Annotated in this window: 25 protein-coding genes; 12 read left to right on the forward strand and 13 right to left on the reverse strand. The window is 69.9% G+C overall.

Features of this window, described 5'->3' with window-relative positions; all coding sequences use genetic code 11:
- Positions 1-4: 4 nt before the first annotated feature.
- Complete coding sequence (locus RWQ91_RS04525) at positions 5-967, reverse strand: DNA topoisomerase IB (protein ID WP_314502994.1); 963 nt, start codon at positions 965-967, stop codon at positions 5-7.
- A gap of 37 nt (positions 968-1,004) precedes the next feature.
- On the reverse strand, positions 1,005-1,274 hold the full coding sequence (locus RWQ91_RS04530) for a Rho termination factor N-terminal domain-containing protein (RefSeq protein ID WP_314502996.1): 270 nt from the start codon (positions 1,272-1,274) through the stop codon (positions 1,005-1,007).
- A gap of 243 nt (positions 1,275-1,517) precedes the next feature.
- Here RWQ91_RS04530 and RWQ91_RS04535 point away from each other — a divergent pair, with 243 nt between their 5' ends.
- On the forward strand, positions 1,518-1,682 hold the full coding sequence (locus RWQ91_RS04535; protein ID WP_314502997.1) for a hypothetical protein: 165 nt from the start codon (positions 1,518-1,520) through the stop codon (positions 1,680-1,682).
- A gap of 102 nt (positions 1,683-1,784) precedes the next feature.
- Here the strand turns inward: RWQ91_RS04535 and RWQ91_RS04540 are convergent, their stop codons facing one another.
- Complete coding sequence (locus RWQ91_RS04540; RefSeq protein WP_314502999.1) at positions 1,785-2,537, reverse strand: MerR family transcriptional regulator; 753 nt, start codon at positions 2,535-2,537, stop codon at positions 1,785-1,787.
- Between the two features lie 150 nt (positions 2,538-2,687).
- On the opposite strand from RWQ91_RS04540, the gene RWQ91_RS04545 reads away from it, so the two are divergent.
- Entirely contained in the window at positions 2,688-3,647 is a 960-nt protein-coding gene (locus RWQ91_RS04545; protein ID WP_314503001.1) for a DUF4097 family beta strand repeat-containing protein, read from the forward strand.
- A complete protein-coding gene (locus RWQ91_RS04550; protein WP_314503002.1) occupies positions 3,647-4,255 on the forward strand; it encodes a PadR family transcriptional regulator in 609 nt (202 codons plus the stop codon). The genes RWQ91_RS04545 and RWQ91_RS04550 overlap by 1 nt, the downstream gene beginning before the upstream one ends.
- 109 nt (positions 4,256-4,364) lie before the next feature.
- On the opposite strand, the gene RWQ91_RS04555 is transcribed toward RWQ91_RS04550, so the two are convergent.
- Positions 4,365-4,928, reverse strand: coding sequence for a universal stress protein (locus RWQ91_RS04555; protein WP_314503004.1), 564 nt, complete (start codon positions 4,926-4,928; stop codon positions 4,365-4,367).
- A gap of 164 nt (positions 4,929-5,092) precedes the next feature.
- Between RWQ91_RS04555 and RWQ91_RS04560 the strand changes: the two genes are divergently transcribed.
- Positions 5,093-5,269, forward strand: a complete 177-nt coding sequence (locus RWQ91_RS04560; protein WP_091701886.1) for a DUF3073 domain-containing protein — start codon at positions 5,093-5,095, stop codon at positions 5,267-5,269.
- Between the two features lie 47 nt (positions 5,270-5,316).
- Here the strand turns inward: RWQ91_RS04560 and RWQ91_RS04565 are convergent, their stop codons facing one another.
- Positions 5,317-6,558: an MFS transporter gene (locus RWQ91_RS04565; RefSeq protein ID WP_314503007.1), complete on the reverse strand. Its 1,242-nt coding sequence runs from the start codon at positions 6,556-6,558 to the stop codon at positions 5,317-5,319.
- A gap of 106 nt (positions 6,559-6,664) precedes the next feature.
- Here RWQ91_RS04565 and RWQ91_RS04570 point away from each other — a divergent pair, with 106 nt between their 5' ends.
- The gene (locus RWQ91_RS04570) at positions 6,665-7,792 is read left to right on the forward strand and encodes a carboxylate-amine ligase (RefSeq protein WP_314503008.1); all 1,128 of its coding nucleotides are present in this window, start codon (positions 6,665-6,667) and stop codon (positions 7,790-7,792) included.
- A gap of 21 nt (positions 7,793-7,813) precedes the next feature.
- Here RWQ91_RS04570 and purF read toward each other — a convergent pair whose 3' ends face one another.
- Together purF and purM are read right to left on the reverse strand one after the other, a co-directional pair.
- Positions 7,814-9,274 carry an amidophosphoribosyltransferase gene (purF, locus tag RWQ91_RS04575; RefSeq protein WP_314503009.1) on the reverse strand — a complete coding sequence of 487 codons (1,461 nt, stop codon included), beginning with the start codon at positions 9,272-9,274 and terminating at the stop codon, positions 7,814-7,816.
- Positions 9,275-9,279: 5 nt separating this feature from the next.
- The gene (purM, locus tag RWQ91_RS04580; RefSeq protein WP_314503011.1) at positions 9,280-10,431 is read right to left on the reverse strand and encodes a phosphoribosylformylglycinamidine cyclo-ligase; all 1,152 of its coding nucleotides are present in this window, start codon (positions 10,429-10,431) and stop codon (positions 9,280-9,282) included.
- A gap of 90 nt (positions 10,432-10,521) precedes the next feature.
- Between purM and RWQ91_RS04585 the strand changes: the two genes are divergently transcribed.
- The gene (locus RWQ91_RS04585) at positions 10,522-11,148 is read left to right on the forward strand and encodes a zinc-binding alcohol dehydrogenase (protein ID WP_314503013.1); all 627 of its coding nucleotides are present in this window, start codon (positions 10,522-10,524) and stop codon (positions 11,146-11,148) included.
- A 3-nt stretch (positions 11,149-11,151) separates the two neighbouring features.
- Here the strand turns inward: RWQ91_RS04585 and RWQ91_RS04590 are convergent, their stop codons facing one another.
- The 3 genes from RWQ91_RS04590 to RWQ91_RS04600 are packed head-to-tail and all read right to left on the reverse strand — an operon-like array spanning position 11,152 to position 12,416.
- On the reverse strand, positions 11,152-11,535 hold the full coding sequence (locus RWQ91_RS04590; protein WP_314503014.1) for a potassium transporter Trk: 384 nt from the start codon (positions 11,533-11,535) through the stop codon (positions 11,152-11,154).
- A 45-nt stretch (positions 11,536-11,580) separates the two neighbouring features.
- Positions 11,581-11,949 carry a sterol carrier family protein gene (locus RWQ91_RS04595; RefSeq protein ID WP_314503015.1) on the reverse strand — a complete coding sequence of 123 codons (369 nt, stop codon included), beginning with the start codon at positions 11,947-11,949 and terminating at the stop codon, positions 11,581-11,583.
- Between the two features lie 32 nt (positions 11,950-11,981).
- Positions 11,982-12,416, reverse strand: a complete 435-nt coding sequence (locus tag RWQ91_RS04600; RefSeq protein ID WP_314503016.1) for a hypothetical protein — start codon at positions 12,414-12,416, stop codon at positions 11,982-11,984.
- 69 nt (positions 12,417-12,485) lie between these two features.
- Between RWQ91_RS04600 and purD the strand changes: the two genes are divergently transcribed.
- Positions 12,486-13,757, forward strand: coding sequence for a phosphoribosylamine--glycine ligase (gene purD, locus RWQ91_RS04605; protein WP_314503018.1), 1,272 nt, complete (start codon positions 12,486-12,488; stop codon positions 13,755-13,757).
- A gap of 2 nt (positions 13,758-13,759) precedes the next feature.
- The gene (locus tag RWQ91_RS04610) at positions 13,760-14,617 is read left to right on the forward strand and encodes a siderophore-interacting protein (RefSeq protein WP_314503020.1); all 858 of its coding nucleotides are present in this window, start codon (positions 13,760-13,762) and stop codon (positions 14,615-14,617) included.
- Between the two features lie 14 nt (positions 14,618-14,631).
- Here the strand turns inward: RWQ91_RS04610 and RWQ91_RS04615 are convergent, their stop codons facing one another.
- A complete protein-coding gene (locus RWQ91_RS04615) occupies positions 14,632-16,209 on the reverse strand; it encodes a DHA2 family efflux MFS transporter permease subunit (protein ID WP_314503021.1) in 1,578 nt (525 codons plus the stop codon).
- Positions 16,206-16,838 carry a PadR family transcriptional regulator gene (locus tag RWQ91_RS04620; RefSeq protein WP_314503023.1) on the reverse strand — a complete coding sequence of 211 codons (633 nt, stop codon included), beginning with the start codon at positions 16,836-16,838 and terminating at the stop codon, positions 16,206-16,208. The genes RWQ91_RS04615 and RWQ91_RS04620 overlap by 4 nt, the downstream gene beginning before the upstream one ends.
- A 68-nt stretch (positions 16,839-16,906) precedes the next feature.
- Here RWQ91_RS04620 and RWQ91_RS04625 point away from each other — a divergent pair, with 68 nt between their 5' ends.
- The 4 genes from RWQ91_RS04625 to RWQ91_RS04640 are packed head-to-tail and all read left to right on the forward strand — an operon-like array spanning position 16,907 to position 19,493.
- The gene (locus RWQ91_RS04625) at positions 16,907-17,284 is read left to right on the forward strand and encodes a VOC family protein (protein ID WP_314503024.1); all 378 of its coding nucleotides are present in this window, start codon (positions 16,907-16,909) and stop codon (positions 17,282-17,284) included.
- The gene (locus RWQ91_RS04630; protein WP_314503025.1) at positions 17,266-17,616 is read left to right on the forward strand and encodes a hypothetical protein; all 351 of its coding nucleotides are present in this window, start codon (positions 17,266-17,268) and stop codon (positions 17,614-17,616) included. The genes RWQ91_RS04625 and RWQ91_RS04630 overlap by 19 nt, the downstream gene beginning before the upstream one ends.
- A gap of 24 nt (positions 17,617-17,640) precedes the next feature.
- The gene (locus RWQ91_RS04635) at positions 17,641-18,567 is read left to right on the forward strand and encodes a phosphoribosylaminoimidazolesuccinocarboxamide synthase (protein ID WP_314503026.1); all 927 of its coding nucleotides are present in this window, start codon (positions 17,641-17,643) and stop codon (positions 18,565-18,567) included.
- 44 nt (positions 18,568-18,611) lie between these two features.
- Positions 18,612-19,493, forward strand: coding sequence for a VOC family protein (locus RWQ91_RS04640; RefSeq protein WP_314503027.1), 882 nt, complete (start codon positions 18,612-18,614; stop codon positions 19,491-19,493).
- A gap of 23 nt (positions 19,494-19,516) precedes the next feature.
- Here RWQ91_RS04640 and RWQ91_RS04645 read toward each other — a convergent pair whose 3' ends face one another.
- Positions 19,517-20,542 carry a LacI family DNA-binding transcriptional regulator gene (locus RWQ91_RS04645; RefSeq protein ID WP_399545885.1) on the reverse strand — a complete coding sequence of 342 codons (1,026 nt, stop codon included), beginning with the start codon at positions 20,540-20,542 and terminating at the stop codon, positions 19,517-19,519.
- Positions 20,543-20,550: the final 8 nt, after the last annotated feature.

Consider the following 20,550-nt stretch of genomic DNA (forward strand, 5'->3'; position numbering starts at 1 on the left):
AGCGTCAGCCCAGCAGGAGCTTCTGGATCGCCGACTCCGGGGAGACGTTCAGCGCCAGAAGCCGACCGCGCTCGTAGGCGGTGAACACGGCCGGGTCGATGTAGCTGCTGCGGGCGACCGCCGGCGTGTTCCCGAGCGCGTCGGCCGTGGCCCGCACGGCCAGCGTCTCGGCGCGCTTGCGCTCCTTGACCGTGTCGACGGTGCCGATCCGCGCCAGCGTCTCCGCTGCCATGATCGTGCCGCGCAGCGTGCGGAAGTCCTTCGCCGTGAATGCCCCACCGGTCAGCGAGCGCACGTGCGAGTTGACGTCCGCAGGGGTGAGCGGCACCCGGCGACCCCCGCGCCGATAGGACAGCAGGGGCGAACGCGGACGGCCGGCGCCGAGCTCCTCCATCACCGCGGCCAGTTCGGCGTCCTCGATCTCGATGTAGGCGCGCTTGCCGCTCTTGCCGGGGAACGAGAGGGTGATGATCGAGCCGGTGACCGTGGCATCGCGTCGTTGCAGGGTGGTCAGCCCCCGGCTGCCGTGCTGGGCGAGGTAGCGCGCCGAGCCGATGCGGGGCGCCGCCTCGTCGAGCAGCCGGAAGGATGCCGCCAGCACCCGCTCGCGATCCAGGCCCTCGCGCCGGAGGGCGGTGGTGACACGCCCCCGAGCGTGGGGGAGCGCTGCGGCCAGCTCGAGTGCGCGTGAGAACTTGCGGCGGTCCCGACGCTCGCGCCAGCGCGGGTGGTACATGTACTGGCGTCTGCCCGCGTCGTCCACTCCGACGGCTTGGATGTGCGCGCCGGGCTCGACCGAGATCCAGACGTCCTCCCACGCCGGCGGGATTACGAGCTTGCGGATGCGCTCACGGTCGACCTCCGGCGCAGCGGCGCCGCTCGCGTCGACGTAGCGGAATCCACCGCCCGAACGGACGCGGCGGAAACCCGGATCTTCTCCCGGGCGCACCCGGACCAGTCGTGCCACGTCTTCTCTTGTCCTGATGCGTTGGAGGCGGCGCGGGTCAATGCTCGCGCAGCATCGTGATGAGTTCGGACTTGCGTTTGCCGGAGTAGCCCGAGATCCCGAGCTCCTTCGCGCGCGCCCTCAGGCGCGGAACCGTCCAGTCGTCATAGTCGCCGCTCTTCCCGCCGCGGCGGGCGACGGCTTTCTGACCGTCGCGTGCGACGGCGTTGGAAATCCGGGCGGCCTTCTCTTTGGAGGCACCGTCGTCGCGCAGCTCCTCGTGGAGCTCCGGGTTCTTCAGGCTGCTGGACCCGCGTCCTTTCGGCATGGTCTCCTCCTCTGACGTGCTTCGAAGGTACGACCCCCGGCCTCCGGCCCGTAGGGCTTGACACGGCCGGATGGCGTGGGTACTCACCATCGATACCCGCGTCATTCCGCCTATCACCGGCGATCGGGGCCCGTCAAGCCCCTCCCCCCATCACACAGGAGGATGACAGTCTCGTACCCGTGCCCCCGAGGCACCCGGGTCGTGCCAACCTCGCATCCCCGGCGACAGAAGGAGAACACTCCCATGAACCTCGCCCTCATCATCATCATCGTCATCGCCGTGATCCTCGCGATCTTCGGTGGACTCAACTCGGCACTGAGCTGGTTGCTCTGGGTCGCGATCATCGTCGGCGTCATCGCCCTGATCGTGTTCCTCTTCCGAGTGATCAGCGGTAACCGCCGCGCCTGATACGTGCCAGCCGAACCGGCTGGCCGCTCCCCCCGGAGCTCGGATGCCGTGTCCCGACGATTTCGTCGGAACACGGCATCCGTTTTTTGATTCCCGATCTTGCTAGAGGTTCGCCTCCGCGTAGACGCGGAGCGCGTCCCGGACGAACTCCGCCCCGGCGCTGCCCCCGTAATTCGCGCCGAAGCGCTCGTCGGCGACATACATCTCGCCCAGCCCGATGACATATGCCTTCGTGTCGGCGGGCGTTCCCGGAACACCGGCGAGCCACGCGACGTGGCGCTGCGCGAGCGCCGTCGCTTCCGCGCTGTCGGGCGCGACGCCCGCTCGGGCCGCCGCGACCCAGTCGCTCGTCAGGTCGGCCAGGCGCTGCTTCCACGCCGCCTTCTCGTCGGCGCTCATGCCTCGCCACCAGCGATCCCCGTCGGCGTAGGCCTGCCTGCCCCAGCGCTGCTCGACCTCGTCCTTGTACTCGGTGTGGTCGAAGCCTTCGAACATGTCTTCTGCCATGAGTCGTTCACCTCCTCTCAATGCCTCGATGGTCATCTGGACCGACATGATCTGCCGTTCCAGTCGTTCCTGCTCCTGGCGGAGCCACGCCAGGTGCCCAGTCAGGGCGTCCTCCTGCGTCGTGTCCCGCGCGAGCACCTCGCCGATCTGCGGCAGGCCGAGGCCGAGATCGCGCAGCAGGAGGATCCGCTGGAGGCGCACGAGCGCCTCGTGGTCGTAATAGCGGTAGCCGTTGGAGCCGGTCCTCGAGGCCGGAAGCAGCCCGACGTCGCCGTAGTGGCGCAGCGTGCGGCTCGTCGTGCCGGCGATCTTCGCGATCTCCTGGATCGACCAGTCGTCTTGTGTCATGTCGTCGACGTTACAAGTTGACGTTGCGTCAATGTCAACCGGTGAAGTTCCTGAGTTCCGCGCCCGCGCCTTGACCACTCGCGATATATCGTGTCTACTGGACCTCATCGCGATATATCGCGAGTCAGCCCCTCACGAACGGACAGCATCATGACTCTGGAAAAGTGGATCATCCACCCGGGCGAAACCCGCGTCATCGACATCGAATCGGTGCGCAAGCTCAAAGTCGGCCTGGTCGGCGGCCAGATCGACGTCATCGGCCACGACGAACCCGGCGCGCGCATCGAGGTGCACGGCGTCACGATCAAAGACCTTCGCATCGAGGTGACCGGCGACGTCGTCGAGATCGATCACCCGCAGCTGCGCTGGGACAACTTCCTCGAAGTGTTCCGCAACTTCGGCGCCGGTGGTCCGAAGGCCGAGATCAGCGTCGCGGTGCCTCGCGAGGTGGCCCTCACCCTGGGCGTGGTCAGCGCCAGTGCGCTCGTGTCCGGCATCCGTCACGACACGCGTCTGAACACGGTCTCGGGTGACATCATCGTCGACGGCATCGTGGGCGACCTCACGGTCAACGCCGTCTCGGGGGACGTGCAGATCCGCGAGCTCGACGGCTCGCTGAGCGCCAACAGCGTCTCGGGTGATGTGGCAGCCACCGGCAGCCTCCGCAAGGCCACGATCGACACGGTCTCCGGCGCGATGCTCGTCGACTCGGCGGGCGAGGCGCACCAGGTCGCGCTCAACACCGTGAGCGGCAACGCCACCGTGCGCCTCGACGACGGGCGCCCCGCCAATTACGTCGTTCGCAGCGTCAGTGGCCGCGTGCAGGTGGATGGCGTCGTGCGCTCCGGACAGGGTACGGGCCCGACCACGAACTTCTCCGGCTCGGTGGGCGAGCTCAGCGGCTCGTTCGTCGATGTCCGCGCGAACTCCGTCTCGGGCGATGTGACCGTGCTGCGCCGAGCGGGCGCACCCGCTCAGGTTCCGCAGGCAGCCCCGGCGCAGGTTTCGCAGACAGCCGGGTTCGGCGAGTACGCGGCGCCCGCGCAGGACGCGACGCCCGCCCAGACTCCGGATGCCGCGCCTTCGGCCCCTGCCGAGGAGCAGTGGTGATGGCCCCGGTCTTCTCGCACGGCGACCTGCGCCTCTACCTGCTGAGCCTGCTCGATGAGGGGCCGCGGCACGGCTACGACATTATGCAGGCCCTCGCCGACCGCACGGGCGGCACCTACACGCCCAGCGCCGGCACGATCTACCCTCGCCTTGCGAAGCTCGAGGAGGAGGGCCTGGTGACCAAGAGCGTCGACGGCCGCAAGACCGTCTACGAGATCACGGATGCCGGACGCGCCGAGGTCGCCGCGCGTGCGGGCGACCTCGAGGGCATCGAGGCGGGCCTGACCGACTCCGTGCGCCTGATCGCCGACGAGGTGCGCGGCAGCGTGCGTGAGGCGATGAAGAGCCTGCGCGCCGACCTCGCCGCCGCGACCCGCGACGAGCGAGCGACGGCGAATCGGACGCCCACCGGCGATGATCCGCGCACGGCCAGCCGCGAGCAGATGCATCGAGCGGAAGCGGCGATCAACGAGTTCCGCGCGCAGGTGCGCACCGATCTTCGGTCGCACGTCGCGCGCGGGGGCGAACTGGCGGCATCCGTCATCGACGATCTCGCCAAGGCGCTCGACGAGATCGCCCGCGGCATCACCCGCACGCTGCGGGGCTGATTCGCCCCGCGCCTCTTCGCTGAGACGACGACTGCACGTCGAAACCGTGGGGTTCACCCATCGTTTCGACGTGCAGTTGTCGTCTCACGGGCAGGGAAGGCGGGCGGCGTCAGCCCGGCCAGATCTCCTGGTCGTCGGGCACCGGCTCGCCCAACGGGACCACGAGGATGGGCCGCTGCTGGCGATGCGCCAGGCGCGCGGCGACCGAACCGGTGAAGAACTCGCGGATCGACTCGCCGAGCCCGCGCTTGCGGGTGCCGACCACGAGGAGGCGGGCGTCCAGCTGGTCGGCCAGGTGCTTCATCGCCATCGCCGGGTCGCCGACGAGCTGCTTGACGCTCCACTGCACACCGCGTCCTTCGAGGACCGCGGCAGCCTCGGCCTCGACGATCGCGAGGTCGCTCTCGCCGGCGCTCACGTTCAGGTCGATCGGCGCCGAGTGGACGTATCCGTCCGGGTCCTCGTACGTGACGAACCGGGTGACGTCCACGTGCACCACCACCAGCGGTGCCCCGAGAAGTTTCGCGTAGCGTCCGGCTTCCTTCACCACGCGCGTGGGCAATCCGGGAACCGTGCCGACCAGGACCGCACCCCGCAGCTGCGCGGCCTCGGCGTCGCCGACCGGAGTGGACTCAGGGGTCGCGCCCGGGGTTTCGGATGCCTGATCAGCCATGCGTCATCGCCCTTTCCGTGCCGGGTCGGAGCGGTCAGCGACCAGGGGCTCCGTGTTATCCTGAATGCTACTCTTACCGGCCTTCGAGCCGGTTTCGTGAATGCCCGGGTCGACGCGGCGAACAGCCCCGCACCACCCGTTACTCAGAAATGAGGGGGTCTCGCATGGGGCGTGGCCGTCAGAAGGCGAAGCACACCAAGATCGCTCGCGAACTCAAGTCGTACAGCCCGACCGTGAACTACTCCGCGCTGGAGAAGGAACTCGGCCACCCGGACGACGAGCAGTACGTCGACAAATGGGCTGATCAGTACGCCGACGAGTACGAGGACGAGAAGGCCTGAGCGCCGTTCTCGCCTGAATCGAGCCCGCTCGACGTCGGTGAACCCGATCACCAGGCGCCGTGGCGTCGCTCCCATTCGTCCTCGATGGTCGTGCGCCGCGCCACGATGACCCCTGCCGGGATGGCCGCCGCCACGACGGCGCCGAGCACCAGCAGCGGGCCCGTCCACGAGTCGGTCGCGCCGTGCAGCAGCCCGATGCCGACGGGGAACAGCGCGACGATCGCGTAGCCGATGCTCTGCACGAATCCGCTGAGCGCGACGGCGCCCTCGTGCGTGCGGCTGCGCAGCCCGAGCAGGACGAGCGTGAGAGGGAACAGCAGCGGCGCGAGACCCAGCAGTCCCACCCACAGCCATGGGGCGGCCTGCGGCGCCAGCAGCAGGCCGCCGATGCCCGCGAATCCGGTGAGGACGGCGACGCCGAACAGCAGCCGGGTCGCGTGATAGCGGGTGACCAGCAGGGGAACGAGGAGGGATGCCGGCAGCCCCATCGCCGCGAAGAGCGAGAGCAGTGCCCCCGCCACGGCGGGGGTCACCCCGGCCGTGTCCACCAGCAGCTGCGGCAGCCACGCGAACGAGGTGTACGCGAGCGAGCCGGCCACCAGGAAGCCGACCGCGAGCGCCCACGCCAGCGGAAGCCGCCACATGCGCCGGAAGACGCGCGGGTTGGGCGCGGCGATGTCGTCGTCGGACCGTCCTGACTGCACGCGCATCAGCATCACGATCCACGGGATGATCGCGACGGCTGCGAACACCGCCCACATGCTCACCGACACGCGCCAGCTCGAGGCGTCGGCGACCGGGACGGCGATGAGCGGAGGCACGAACGACGCGACGGCCATCGTCGTCGAGTAGATGGTCGTCATCAGACCGATGCGGTCGGGGAAGTAGGTCCGCACGAGCGGAGGAAGCAGGATGTTTCCCACCCCCACGGCGGCGAAGATCACGGACGTGCTGATCAGCAGGCCCGCGGCATCCGTCGCGAATCCCCTCAGCACCATCCCGACCGTTACGACGACGATCGCGATGAGCGTGAGACGCTCCAGTCCCAGCCGGCGCTCGAAGAGCGGGGTCAGGATGCCGAACACGGCGTAGCAGACCGGCGGTGCGGTGCCGATCAAGCCGATGACTGCCGCCGGCATGGCGAAGTCGAGGGCGATGTGGTCGAACAGCGGGGAGAGCGAGGCGACGGCGGAGCGCAGCGAGAAGGCGAACAGGACGATGCCGATGACGGCCAGCGTCCTGCCCCGCCACAGCGGTCGCGCATGGACTCCGGGCGGTGTGGGGGGCACCGGTTCAGCCTAGGGCCCGCGATGTCCCGGCCTGTCGCGCTTGCCGTGCGCACCCCCGAGCGCTGAGATGGGGCAACGGAAAGGGGCCGCGATGCAGCGACCGGAGATGGCGCGACCCGAATTCACCATGGGCATCGAGGAGGAGTACCTCCTGGTCGATCGCGACTCGCGGGCGCTCGGGGTCGCCCCCGAAGGCTTCATCGAGGGCCTGCGGCAGGAGCTGCAGGACCAGGTCAGCCCCGAGTACAAGCAGTGCCAGGTCGAGATCGGCACCAAGGTCTGCGTCTCGGTGGGGGCGGCGCGTGACGACCTGCGCCGCTTGCGCTCCACCATTTCCGCCCACGCCTCCCGGCAGGGGCTCGCGCCGATCGCCGCATCGTGCCACCCGTTCTCGGACTGGAAGACGCAGCACCACACCGACAAGGAGCGCTACCGCGGTCTCGAGCGCGATCTGGCGGGCGTCGCCCGGCGGCTGCTGATCTGCGGCTGCCATGTGCACATCGGCATCGGCGACGACGCAGTGCGCACCGACCTCATGCGCCAGATGCCCTACTTCCTCCCGCACCTGCTGGCCCTGTCCACCTCGTCGCCGTTCTGGCAGGGCGAGGACACGGGGCTCGCCTCGTACCGCATCTCGGTGTTCGACAACCTGCCGCGCACGGGGCTGCCGCCGGACTACCAGAGCTGGGGCGAGCTGCAGCGCTCGGTCGCCGTCCTGGTGGACCTCGGCATCATCGAGGACTCCTCGAAGATCTGGTGGGACATCCGACCCTCGCACCAGTACCCCACCCTCGAGACGCGCATCATGGACGTCTCACCGCGGGCGGAGGACGCGCTCACGCTCGCCGCCGTCACGCAGTGCCTCATGCGGATGCTCTGGCGCCTGCGCACCCGCAACCAGCGCTGGCGCATCTACGACAGGTTCCTGATCGGCGAGAACCGCTGGCGCGCGCAGCGGTACGGGGTCACCGAGGGGCTCATCGACTTCGGTGCGAACACGATCGTGCCGTTCCCTCAGCTCATGGCCGAGCTCGTCGGCATGCTGGGAGAGGACGCCGACGCCCTCGGCTGCCGCGCCGAGGTGGAGCGCGTCCTCACGATCGCCGAGACGGGCACCTCCGCACAGCGCCAGCGCGCGGTCGCGGCGGAAGCGACCGAGGCCGGCGCGGATCAGGATGCCGCCATGACGGCGGTCGTGGACCACCTGATCGAGGAGTATCACCACGACCTCTGAGCCCGATCGCGCCCGGACGGATCAGGACTCCTGCGAGCCCTCGACCCAGGCAAGGTACTCCTCGGTGACCGTGCCGGTGACATACCGGCCGTCGAAGCAGCTCATGTCCAGATCCTCGACGTCGGAGCCCTCCAAGATCGCCGCCTTGAGATCCTCGACCTCCTGGTAGACCATGTAGTCCGCGCCGAGCTCCTTCGCGATCTCGGGGATCGTCCGCCCGTGGGCGACGAGCTCGTGCCGCGAAGGCATGTTGATGCCGTACACGTGCGGGTAGCGCACGGGCGGGGCCGCCGAGGCGAACGTGACGCTCTTGGCTCCGGCATCCCGGGCCATCTGGATGATCTCCTTCGAGGTCGTGCCGCGCACGATCGAGTCGTCGATCAGCAGCACGTTCTTGCCCTTGAACTCGCTGGACATGGCGTTGAGCTTCTGGCGCACGCTCTTCTTGCGGATCGCCTGCCCCGGCATGATGAAGGTCCGGCCGATGTAGCGGTTCTTGTAGAAGCCCTCGCGGTATTCGAGGCCGAGCTTTCGCGCCACCTGCATGGCCGCCGGCCGCGAGGAGTCCGGGATGGGCATGACGACGTCGATCGCACCCATCGGCGTGTACTTGGCGATCGTGTCGGCCAGGCGCTCGCCCAGCCGCAGCCGCGCCTCGTAGACCGAGATGCCGTTCATGATGGAGTCGGGACGGGCCAGGTAGACGTACTCGAACGAGCACGGCACGAGTCTCGGATCGGTCGCGCACTGCTTGGTGTGCAGATGACCCTCGAGGTCGACGAACACCGCTTCCCCTGGCAGCACGTCGCGGACGACTTCGAAGCCGCCGTTCTCGAGCACGAGCGACTCGGAGGTGACGACCCACTCGTAGTGCCCGTCCGCGGCCGGGCGCGTGCCGATGATGAGCGGTCGGATGCCGAACGGATCGCGGAAGGCGAGCAGCCCGTAGCCGGCGATCAGGGCGATCGCGGCGTACGAGCCCTCGACGCGCTCATGAACGCGCGAGACGGCCTGAAAGACCTGCTCGGGGTCCAGTTCGATCCCCGAGATCGAGGACTGCAGCTCGTTCGCGAGCACATTGACCAGCAGTTCGGTGTCGCTGCTGGTGTTCAGGTGCCGGCGGTCGGTGTGGAACAGCTCGTCGGTCAGCTCGCGCGTGTTCGTGAGGTTGCCGTTGTGCACGAGCACGATGCCGTACGGGGCATTGACGTAGAAGGGCTGCGCCTCCTCCTCGTTGGATGCCGTCCCCTTCGTCGCGTAGCGGACATGGCCCAGGCCGATCTCGCCGAGCAGCGCCCGCATGTCTCGCGTGCGGAACGCCTCGCGCACCTGCCCCTTCGCCTTGGCGATGTGGAAGATGCCGTTGGATTCGGCCGTCGCGATGCCGGTCGAATCCTGCCCGCGGTGCTGCAGCAGCAGCAGGGCGTCGTAGATCTCCTGGTTGACCGAGCCCTGCCCGACCATTCCGACGATGCCGCACATGGGATCTAGTTCGCTCCGCCTGTGTTGTAGGTGCCGACCAGGCGTACGGCGCCGCCGTCCACGCCCTTCGCGCCCTGTTCGAAGAGGCCGTCCGGGCGCTCGCCGTCGCGGACGACGCCGACCTGCCAGGCGGCGATGCCGTCCTGCGCCAGGGCTGAGATCGCGGCATCCACCCGATCGGCGGAGATGACCGCGACGAATCCGATGCCGAGGTTCCACGTGCCCTCGGTGCTCAGGAGGTCGAGCTCGCCCATCTCGGCCAGCACGCGGAACACCGGGGGCGGCGACCAGGTCGAGCGGTCCACCTCCACCCAGGCCTGCTGCGGCAGCACGCGGGCGAGGTTGGCCGCGATGCCTCCCCCGGTCACGTGGCTCAGCGCGTGCACGTGATCGGGGATGCCGGAGATCAGGCGCAGGAGCGGCGAGGTGTAGAGCCGCGTGGGCTCGAGAAGGGCCTCTCCCCACGTCGTCCCGAAGTCGGCGGCGTTGTCGCCGTACTGGATGCCGGCCCCGGCCACGATGTGCCGGACGAGCGAATAGCCGTTCGAGTGCAGGCCGCTGCTCGCGAGGGCGATCACGACATCACCGGTGCGGACGCGATCGGCTCCGAGGATGCGGTCGGCCTCGACCACGCCGGTGGCAGCCCCGGCCACGTCGTAGTCGTTGATGCCGAGCAGGCCCGGGTGCTCCGCGGTCTCGCCGCCCACCAGCGCGGTGCCGGTCTCGGCGCAGCCGCGGGCGATGCCCGCGACGATGTCCGCGATGCGCTCGGGGACGACCTTGCCGCAGGCTATGTAGTCGGTCATGAACAGCGGCGTGGCGCCCACGACGACGATGTCATCGACGACCATGCCCACCAGGTCGAGGCCGATCGTGTCGTGCTTGTCGATCGCCTGAGCGATCGCGACCTTCGTGCCGACGCCGTCGGTGCTGGTCGCGAGCAGGGGGCGGGCGTAGGAGCGCAGTGCCGACGCGTCGAAGAGTCCGGCGAATCCGCCGACTCCGCCCAGCACCTCGGGGCCGTGCGTGCGACGCACCGCGGACTTCATCAGCTCCACCGCCAGGTCGCCGGCCGCGGTGTCGACGCCTGCTTCGGAGTAGGGGTTCACGGGCGTGCTTCCCGTCGGGGAAGCGGCGTCGCGGGAGGGTGAGACCACCTCTCCAGCCTACCGGCGGGCGTGGGCAGCGGTTCACGCCCGCGCACATCGCCGCGAGCGTGTGGGGAGCCCCGCCGTAGACTGGTGGGCATGGGCGGCACGGGGGCTCCGGAGTGGCTGATCCGCGAGGACGCGAGTCAGGCGGTCCTGCTCGCCCTCTACCTGCGCCAGGTGCTCGGCATCCGCTCCCCTGACGAGCTTCCGCACCTGCGCGGCATCCCTCCCCGCGTGAACGACCCGCGGGCGAGCGAGCGCGACGAGGAGGCGCAGGCGCTGCTGGAACGCCAGTGGCGCGAGTACTGGGCGATGACCGTCGAGCCCACCGCGCACCCGTCGCCGGTGCCGCTCGAGCTGGTGGACGGCTTCGGCACGCTGGTCGCGCTGCCCGCGGCGGGGTCGGAGGTGCTGCGCACGGCCATCACGCCGTTCGCGGCCGAAGCGCTGGCCTTCTCGCAGTCGGCGCACGAGCGGTACCGCAAGGACTCCGCGGCCAAGCCGGGAGTCTCGTACCGGGCCTACGCGAGCGCCATCGCGGAGCACGAGCGCCAGGTGGGACGGCGCGCGCACTCGTTCGAGCTGAATGTCCAGGTGCTTCCGCTCACCCAGCGGGGCGTGTGGTGGATCGGATCGCTGACGATCGCCGTCACCGACGGCCTTCGCGGCGACGTGGTCGCCTTCGACGCGGCGATCCACCCGATCATCGCCGAGCTCGCGTAGCGCTCAGTCCTCCGCGCGCACGCTCTCGCGGTCGACGACGACGTCGCGCGTGCGCCCCGCGAGCATGCGATCCAGCAGCAGCGCCGTCAGACCGCCCAGCACGACCCCGACCGTGATGCAGATCAGGGCGAGGAACCCGAAGACCTGGCTGGAGGTGTAGACCAGGCCGGTGTTGGGACTCGTGTCACCGGTGCCGTTGAACGCGAAGGTCAGGATCATCGCGACGAGGATGCCCAGGCCCGCTCCGGCGATCAGGAAGACCGAGTACTTCGGCGAGCGCCGCACGCGCAGCGTCTCGATGTGCTCTTCGACCCGGTACTCCACCGGCGAGGACTCCACCGGCGCATCCGCGGCCGCGCGGTCGTCGGGGAAGGAGGGGATGGACATGCCTCCATTCTCGCACTCCGCCGCTGAGCGGGGTCCGAGCCGGGCTCAGGGCCGGACCGGCAGCACGTCGCTGAGATCCGCGCGGATGCCGGAGGCCAGGATGCGACCGGACGAGGCGGCATCCGCCCACCGCTCTTCGCCGGTGGCCAGGGCGATCCACGTCGCAGCATCGGTCTCGACGACGTTCGGCGGAGTACCGCGTGTGTGGCGCGGACCCTCGATCACCTGCACCGCGCCGAACGGCGGGACGCGGACCTCGACCGACCCTCCGGGGGCCTTCTCGCCGAGCAGCTGCAGCAGGTAGCGCACCGAGGTGGCGAGGTCCGTGCGAGCGGGTGCCTCGCCGACCGCCTGCGCCTCCCGCACGGAGGCGAGGGCCCCTCTGCCCTCATCGGTGGTGATTCTGCGCGGCATCCGTCAACGCTACGCCGGGGCGGCGACCCGGCCTACCGGGGACCGGACAGATCGTCGGCGTCGCGCACCCACAGCGGCACGTCGTCCGAGACGGGCGAGTCCAGGTCCATCACCAGCGTGGTCGCGTGCTCGGCGTGCGCCGCACGCGCACGGCGCAGCGACCGGCGATCGAGGATCATCGCCAGCAGTCCCATCAGGAGCAGCCCGACCGCGACGGCGACCGCGGCGTACAGCGCGAAGACCCGGAGGATGCCGCCCGCGCCCGTCGAGACCGGACCGCCGGGTTCGTCCGTGAATGCGGCGACGACGGTGAGGACGGTGGCGACGAGGAGCCCCAGGCCCACGCCGATGCCGAGGAACCTGCCGTAGCGGGGCGAGGAGTGCACGACGACGTCGAGGAACTCCTGGTCGACGACGTGCTCGTCGTCCGAGTTCCCGCCGACGGTGCCGCCGCGCGTGGCTTCCATGTGCCCATTGTCCCACCGCGGCACCCGCGCAGGGCGGTCGGGTCAGGGGGCGATCGCTAGGCTGAGCGGGTGAGAATCCTGGTCCTCGGCTCGGGCGCGCGCGAGCACGCCATCATCCTCGCCCTGCGCTCGGAGGACGCCGCGCACGACATCTTCGCCGCACCGGGAAACGCCGGCATCTCCCGCGCGGCGAGCATCGTCGAGCTGGACCCGAACGACCCGGCTGCGGTCACCGGGTTCGCGAACGGGAACGCGATCGACCTCGTCGTGATCGGCCCGGAAGCGCCGCTGGTGGCCGGCGTCGCCGACGCGCTGCGGGAGCACGGCATCCCCGTGTTCGGCCCCGGCCGGGCGGCGGCTCAGCTCGAGGGCTCGAAGACCTTCGCCAAGCGGATCATGGATGCCGCGGGTGTTCCGACCGGCCGTGCGGTGCGCGCGACCACGCCCGCCGACGTCGCCGCTGCATTGGATGCTCTCGGGGCGCCGTACGTCGTGAAGGCCGACGGCCTGGCGGCGGGCAAGGGGGTGCTCGTCACCGACGACCGTGCCGCCGCGCTCGCGCACGCCGAGGCGTACCTCGCGGCCGGCGCGATCCTCGTGGAGGAGTTCCTGTCCGGCCCCGAGGTGTCGCTGTTCTTCCTGAGCGACGGCGACCGGGTGCTGCCGCTGAGCCCCGCGCAGGACTTCAAGCGCCTGGGCGACGGCGACTCCGGGCCGAACACCGGCGGCATGGGCGCCTACTCGCCGCTGCCCTGGCTCGCCGAGCCGTTCGGCGGCGAACAGGCGTTCGTCGACCTGGTGACGCGCGAGATCGCCGAGCCGGTCATCCGGCAGCTCGACGCGGAAGGCACCCCGTTCATCGGCCTGCTGTACGCCGGCCTCATCCTCACCCCCCAGGGCGTCAAGGTCATCGAGTTCAACGCCCGCTTCGGCGATCCCGAGACCCAGGTGGTGCTGCCGAGGCTGCAGGACCCGCTCTCGCAGCTGCTGCTGGCCGCGGCATCCGGCACCCTCGAAGATCACCCCCGGCCGGCGTTCGCCGAAGCGGTCGCGGTCACCGTCGTGCTCGCGAGCGAGGGATACCCCGCCGCGCCGGTCACGGGTCGCTCGATCACCGGGTTGGATGCGGCTGCCGCGGTCGCCGGTGTTCACCTGGCCCACGCCGCGACGGCGTGGGAGGGCGACGCGCTCGTCGCGACCGGCGGGCGGGTGCTCAACGTCGTCGGCCTCGGGACGACCTTCGCTCAGGCGCGGGAGCGGACCTATCGCGCGCTCGCCGAGATCGGCCTGCCGGGCGGCCAGTACCGCACGGACATCGCCGCGCGCGTCGTGGAGGTCTGAGCGTGAGCGAAGCAGGACGAGGCGTTCCCGGAAGGTTCGCGCGAGATGGCGGCCGCAACCGGTTCACGGCGCGGCGTGCCACCGTGCTGCGCGTGGAGCGGGTGGCGCCGCCCATGGTGCGCGTGACGGTGTCGGGCGCGGACTTCACGGACTTCACCAGCACCGGCCCGGCCGATCACGTGCGCGTGTTCTTCCCGGATGCCGCGACCGGCGACCTGGTCGCACCCACTCCCGTCGGGCCGGGGGAAGACGGCATCATCCGCCCGGACGGCCCCGCGATCTCGCGCGACTTCACGCCGCTTCCGCGCACGGTCGAGGGCGGCATCGAGATCGATCTGGACTTCTTCGTGCACGCCGACCCCGGACCGGCCTCGTCGTGGGCCGCCTCCGCTCGTCCCGGGAACGACATCGTGATCCTCGGCCCGCGCGGATCGCGCCGCGCGCCCCAGGACATCGACGGACTCCTGCTGATCTGCGATGAAACCTCCCTCCCCTCCGCGAGCCGCTGGGTGCGGGAGGTGCCGCCGGGTACCCCGGTCCAGGTCATCGCCACCGTGACCGGGGACGCTCGGTGGGTCGCCGACTATCTCGGCGCTCTGCCGGGAGTCTCGGTGCTCACGGTCGCTCCCGACGGGTCGGGCGCCGCAGTCCTGGACGCGCTTGCCAGGCTGGCGCCGATCGGAGAGGGCACGTTCGTCTGGGCGGCGGGCGAAGCCGCGAGCCTCGTTCCGGTGCGGCGGCACCTGCGGCGCACGCTCGGACTTTCCGCAGCGCAGGCGCAGGTCAGCGGCTACTGGCGCCGCGGTGTCGAGGCCTTCGATCACCACGCGCCGATCGATCCGTTCGACCCCGACGAGTGACGAGCACCTGAGGTTCAGTCGGCCGCGCGCCGGCCCTCCTCGGCCGCCGCCTCGGCGGCGAGCTTCTCGTTCGCCGCGTGCCACTCCTTCTCGCCCGATGCCTTCGTGCGGCGCAGGAACAGCACCGCCACGACTCCGAGCAGCAGCACGGATGCCGGCAGCAGGATCGCCTGAGCCATCGCCGTGGAGAAGCCGTCGACGACGAACGCCGGCAGCGTTCCCCCGCCGAATCCGCCCGTCGCCTCGGACGCACCCGGAAGATTCGCCTCGAGGCGGCTCTGCATGAACGCGGCGATCGCGGCGGAGCCGATCACCGACCCGACGGTGCGCGTGGTGTTGTAGATGCCCGCACCCGCACCCGCCTGACTCATCGGAAGGTTCCGTGTCGCGGTCGTGGCCAGGGGCCCCCACATCCCCGCGTTCCCGATGCCCATGAGAGCCGACGGCATCAGGAACATCCAGATGGGGGTGTCGGCGTTCATGAGCGTCGAGTACCAGAGCAGCGAACCCGAGACCATGAGCAGGCCGGGAACGAGCAGCAGTCGCGGATCGACGCGGTCCAGCAGCCGGCCGGCGAACGGTGAGAGGATGCCGGTGAGCAGGGCCATCGGCACCAGCAGCAGCGCCGCCTGCGTCGGCGTCAGGCCGCGCGCGAGCTGGATGAAGAACATGAGCGGCAGCGACATGCTCGTCACGGTGAACCCGACCGTCGCGATCGCGAAGTTCGAGACGCCGAAGTTGCGGTCCTTGAACAGCTCGAGCGGCACGAGCGGCTCGTTCTTCGTGCGCGCCTGCGTCCAGATGAAGATGCCCATCACGATCACACCCGCGATGATCAGCATCCATACGGTGATGGGTCCCCAGATGACGCCCCAGTCGTAGTGCTCGCCCTCCTGCAGTCCGAACACGATCAGGAACAGGCCGACCGCGCTGAGGATCACGCCGGGGATGTCGAACCGGTGCGCGTGCGTCGGCAGGTTCGGCACGAAGATCCACGCCATCACGAACGCGACGATGCCGACGGGCACGTTGATGAAGAAGATCCACTCCCACCCCAGGCCGTCCACGAGCAGTCCGCCCGCCAGCGGACCCACCAGGGTTGCGACACCGGCCGTGGCGCCCCACAGACCCATCGCCGCTCCGCGTCGGTCGGGCGGAAACGTCCGGGTGATGACCGCCATCGTCTGCGGGGTCATCAGTGCGGCACCGAGGCCCTGCACCGCCCGGGCGAGGATCAGCATCTCGAGCGTCCCCGAGAAGCCGCACAGGAGCGACGCGAGGGTGAAGATCACCAGACCCACCAAGTAGATGCGCTTGGGTCCGAAGCGGTCGCCGAGGCGGCCGGTGATCAGCAGCGGTACGGCGTACGCCAGCAGATAGGCGCTGGTGACCCAGACCACGTTGTCGAGATTGTTCGTGTCCGGATCCAGCGCGGCCTTGATGGCGGGATTGGCGACCGAGACGATCGTGGTGTCGACCAGGATCATGAAGAACCCGATCACCAGCGCCCAGAGGGCCGCCCACGGGCTGCGACCGGAGCCGGTCGGGGTGGATGCCGCGCGTGCGGTCGCGCGGGTCGCGTTCTCGGTCATGATCTCTGAGCCTCTCGGAGGGCGAAGAGCCGGTGGAGGCTCTCCTCGGGGATGTCGGCGATGCCCCAGGGCATCGGGTCGTCGGTGAGCCGGGCGCGGAGTCGATCCAGCCAGGCGATCTCGGCGTCGAGCAGGGACGCTTCGCGATCCACTTCGACCAGGTACTGCTGCGGCACGCCCCGCCGGTCGGCTTCGGCGAGACCGCGCGTGTGCATCTCCAGCTGGGCGGCCAGCGCCGCACGACGGACGGCGAGCAGCTCGGCGACCTCTTCCCGCGGAAGATTGTGCGCCTCAGCCAGCGCGACGCGGAACTCGGAGGGCCGATCGGTGCGCGGCAGCTCCCTGCGCACCCAGTCGACGACGACGTCACGGCCGCTGTCGGTCAGGGTGTACGTCGTCCGCTCCGGCCGGTTGCCCTCGCGATCGACACCGACCTCGGCGAGCAGTCCCGCCCGCTCCAGTCGCGAGACGGTGTGATAGAAGGTTCCGTTCTGGATCGTCACGAGCCGGTCGTCGCGGCGGGCGCGCATCAGGCGCATCATCTCGTACGGGTGCATGTCGCCTTCGCGCAGCAGCGCGAGCACCATCACGCCGAGGGGCGTGAGCCTCGTGCTGGGGTCGCCTGACATGAATGCTCCGTCTTGATTAGTCCAGATGGACTATAGCCCATGTCGGGCGCGGTCTGTAGCGTGTCGACATGATCACCGGAATCCACACGCTGGTCTACAGCGACGATCCGCCCGCGACGCGGGCGTTCTTCCGCGACGTCATCGGCTGGGATTTCATCGAGACATCGCCCGGCTGGCTCATCTTCGCCACCGGCCCGAGCGAGGGCGGTGTCCACCCGCGCACCTGGCCGGGGCAGGAGTCGCCCTCCGAGCAGCGGCACGAGGTCTCCCTCATGTGCGATGACCTCGACAGCACGCTCGAGGTGCTTCGTGAGCGAGGCGCGCAGTTCGACGGCGAGCCCTGGGAACGCGAGTACGGGCGGGGGCTGGACATCGCGGTGCCGGGCATCGGTCGGCTCATGCTCTACCAGCCCGCGTACGCACCCGCGTGGACGGCGGCGACGTGAAGGATGCGCTGGAGCAAGCGCACGCGATCTTCGACCCGATCGCCGCCCGGCTGCTCGAGCGACCAGAGGTCGACATCGGCGCGATGTTCGGCAGCGAGGGGCTGCGGGTGCGGGGCAAGGTCTTCGCGTTCGTCGGTCACCTGGGCGGACTCGTCGTCAAGCTGCCCGAGGCTCGGGTCACCGAGCTCGCCGAGCAGGGTGTCGCCGCGCGCATGATCATGCGCGATCGCCCCATGCGCGAGTGGGCGACCGTGAGCGTTGAGGCCGGCCCGCAGCGCTGGGACGACCTGATCAGCGAGGCCTTGGCCTACCTGGACGAGATCACGCCGTGAGCGCCCTCCGGGGATAATGAGCGGGTGACCTCTCCTGCGAACCTGCCCGGCTGGCGCCATGTCTATTCGGGGAAGGTGCGCGATCTCTACGTGCCGGAGGACCTGCCGGCTGACACGCGGGCAGAGCGCATGCTCGTCGTTGCGAGCGACCGGGTCAGCGCGTTCGACCATGTGCTCGAGCCCGGCATCCCCGACAAGGGCGTCCTGCTGACCACTCTGAGTCTGTGGTGGTTCGATCGGCTGGCGACGGGCGCAGGGGCGGAGCGCGGCATCCCGAATCACCTGCTCGCCGACCACGTGCTCGACGGCGACGGTGCCCGCGAAGTGATCCCTGCGGAGGTCGCCGGCCGGGCCATGCTCGTCAGGGGACTGTCGATGCAGCCCATCGAGTGCGTCGTGCGCGGGTACCTCACCGGGTCGGGATGGGCGGAGTACGAGGCCGGCGGCACCGTGTGCGGTATCGCGCTGCCGCCGGGGCTGCGCAACGGAGACCGGTTGCCGCAGCCGATCTTCACTCCCGCGTTCAAGGCGCCGATGGGCGAGCACGACGAGAACATCTCGTACGAGCGCATGGTCCAGATCGTGGGAGCCGACCTCGCGGCGCGACTGCGCGACCTCTCGCTGGAGATCTACCGCCGCGCGGCGGGCATCGCCGAGGTGCGGGGCCTGATCCTCGCGGATACGAAGTTCGAGTTCGGGTTGGATGACGCCGGGGTTCTGACGCTGGCCGACGAGGTGCTCACGAGTGATTCGTCGCGGTACTGGGATGCCGCCGCCTGGCAGGCCGGCTCGACGCCGTCCGAGCGGATGGCGAGTTTCGACAAGCAGATCGTGCGCGACTGGCTGGCGGCGAACTGGGACAGGACCGGCACCCCTCCGGCGCTGCCCGCCGATATCGTCGCCCGGACCGCCGCGCGGTATCGCGAGCTGCTGGCGCGCCTGACCGCGTAGAGCGGTCCGGAATGGACGGCCGCCACGGAGCGTTGTATATCCACATGAATGAATTGCTCACCGCGCAGGGCGACCGACTCGCTGCCGACACGTCGATGGGCGCCGTGACGCTCCTGGTCGGCGACCTCGACGCGATGACGCGCTACTACCGCGACGTGGTGACCCTCGACGTGCTGGGGTCCGAGGGTGACGCGGTGACGCTCGGCCGCGCCGGTCGGGCGATCGTGATCCTGCGGCACGAGCCGGCGCTGCGCCATGCTGCCGCGGGATCCGCCGGACTGTTCCACACCGCCATCCTGTTCGAGACGCAGGCCGCGTTGGCGGCAGCGCTGTACTCCGTGGCCCGCCATGCCCCGGGCACGTTCACCGGCTCAGCCGATCACCTCGTGAGCCAGGCGTTCTACTTCACCGACCCCGAGGGCAACGGCATCGAGCTGTACTGGGACCGTGCCCGCACCGACTGGTCGTGGGTGCATGGCCGGGTCGAGATGGCGACCCTGTACCTCGACCCGAACGGCTTCCTCGCCGAACACCTCTCCGAAGAGGGCGCCGCCGCCGCGACGGCGATGCAGCCGGCATCCATCGGGCACGTGCATCTGTCCGTGGGCGATGTGGCCACCGCACGCGCCTTCTACGTCGGGGCCCTCGGGTTCGACGAGACGGCGGGTCTCGGCGATCAGGCGGTGTTCGTCAGCGCCGGCGGCTACCACCACCACATGGCGATGAACGTGTGGAACTCCCGCGGGGCCGGACCCCGGATGCCGGCGCTCGGGCTCGGGAGGGTCGACCTGGCCCTTCCCGACGACGACGCGCTCGGCGCGCTGGGCGAGCGTCTGCGCGACCACGGGTTCGCCGTGCGCGATGACGGCAGGACGCTGTCCTTCGCCGACCCCTGGGCGAACGAGATCCTCGCGACGGCAGCGTAACGCGACCAGCCGGAGTCTCGGGCTCAGGCGCTGCCCCGTACGACGAGTTCGGTATCCAGCACCGTCACGTGACGCGGCTTGCCGCCGGCGAGCAGTTCGAGCAGGATCTCGGCCATCTTCTCGCCCTGGGCGAACGAGGGCTGACGCATGGTGGTGAGCTGCGGCGAGACGGAGGTCGCGACCGGTGAATCGTCGAAGCCGACGATCGCGATGTCATCGGGAACGCGGATGCCCGCGCGAGCGAGCACGGCGAGCGCGCCGCGGGCCATCAGGTCGCTCGCGATCACGACGGCCTCCGGCCGGGTGCCGCTCTCGAGGATCCGCGACATGGCGGCCGCGCCGCCGTCGGCCGTGAAGTTCCCGTCCTCGACCGGTCCCGGCTCGAGACCGGCCGCCGCCATCGCCTGGTGGTACCCCTGCAGGCGGTCGATGCCGGCGGGCATCGTGAGCGGTCCGGTGATCGTGGCGATGCTGCGATGACCGCGCTCGATGAGGAAGTCGGTCGCCTCGCGTCCGCCGCGGACGTTGTCGACATCGACGTAGTAGTCGCGCTCCCGTTCGCGCACCGGGCGACCGCCGTAGACGACGGGCACCGCTGCGGCGATCTTGTCTATGAAGAGGTCGCTGGTGTGGTGGGAGACGATGATGGCGCCGTCCACGCTGCCGCTGCGGACGTAGCTCGTCGTCTTGTCGCCGGGGTCGTCGCTGGCGATGAAGAGGTTCAGCACGTAGTCCGACCGGCTGATGCGGGCGTTGATGCCCGAGACGATCGCGGCGAAGAACGGGTCGCCGAAGAAGCGTGTGGTGTCCTCGGGCACGACCAGTGCGATCGCGTGCGTCTGGCGGCTGGCGAGAGAACGCGCAGCGCGATTGGGCACGTAGTTGAGATCGGCGATCGCGCGCTTGACGGATTCGAGCGCGGTCGGGCTGACCGCGGTCGAACCGTTGACCACCCGCGAGACCGTCGATCGGGACACGCCGGCGGCGGCCGCGACCTCTTCGATCGTGACGACCTCGCCGATCGTGTGGCTGCGCGTATCGCTGACCATGCCGTGCC

The organism is uncultured Microbacterium sp. (assembly GCF_963524805.1).
In the GTDB taxonomy this organism is placed as follows: Bacteria; Actinomycetota; Actinomycetes; order Actinomycetales; family Microbacteriaceae; genus Microbacterium.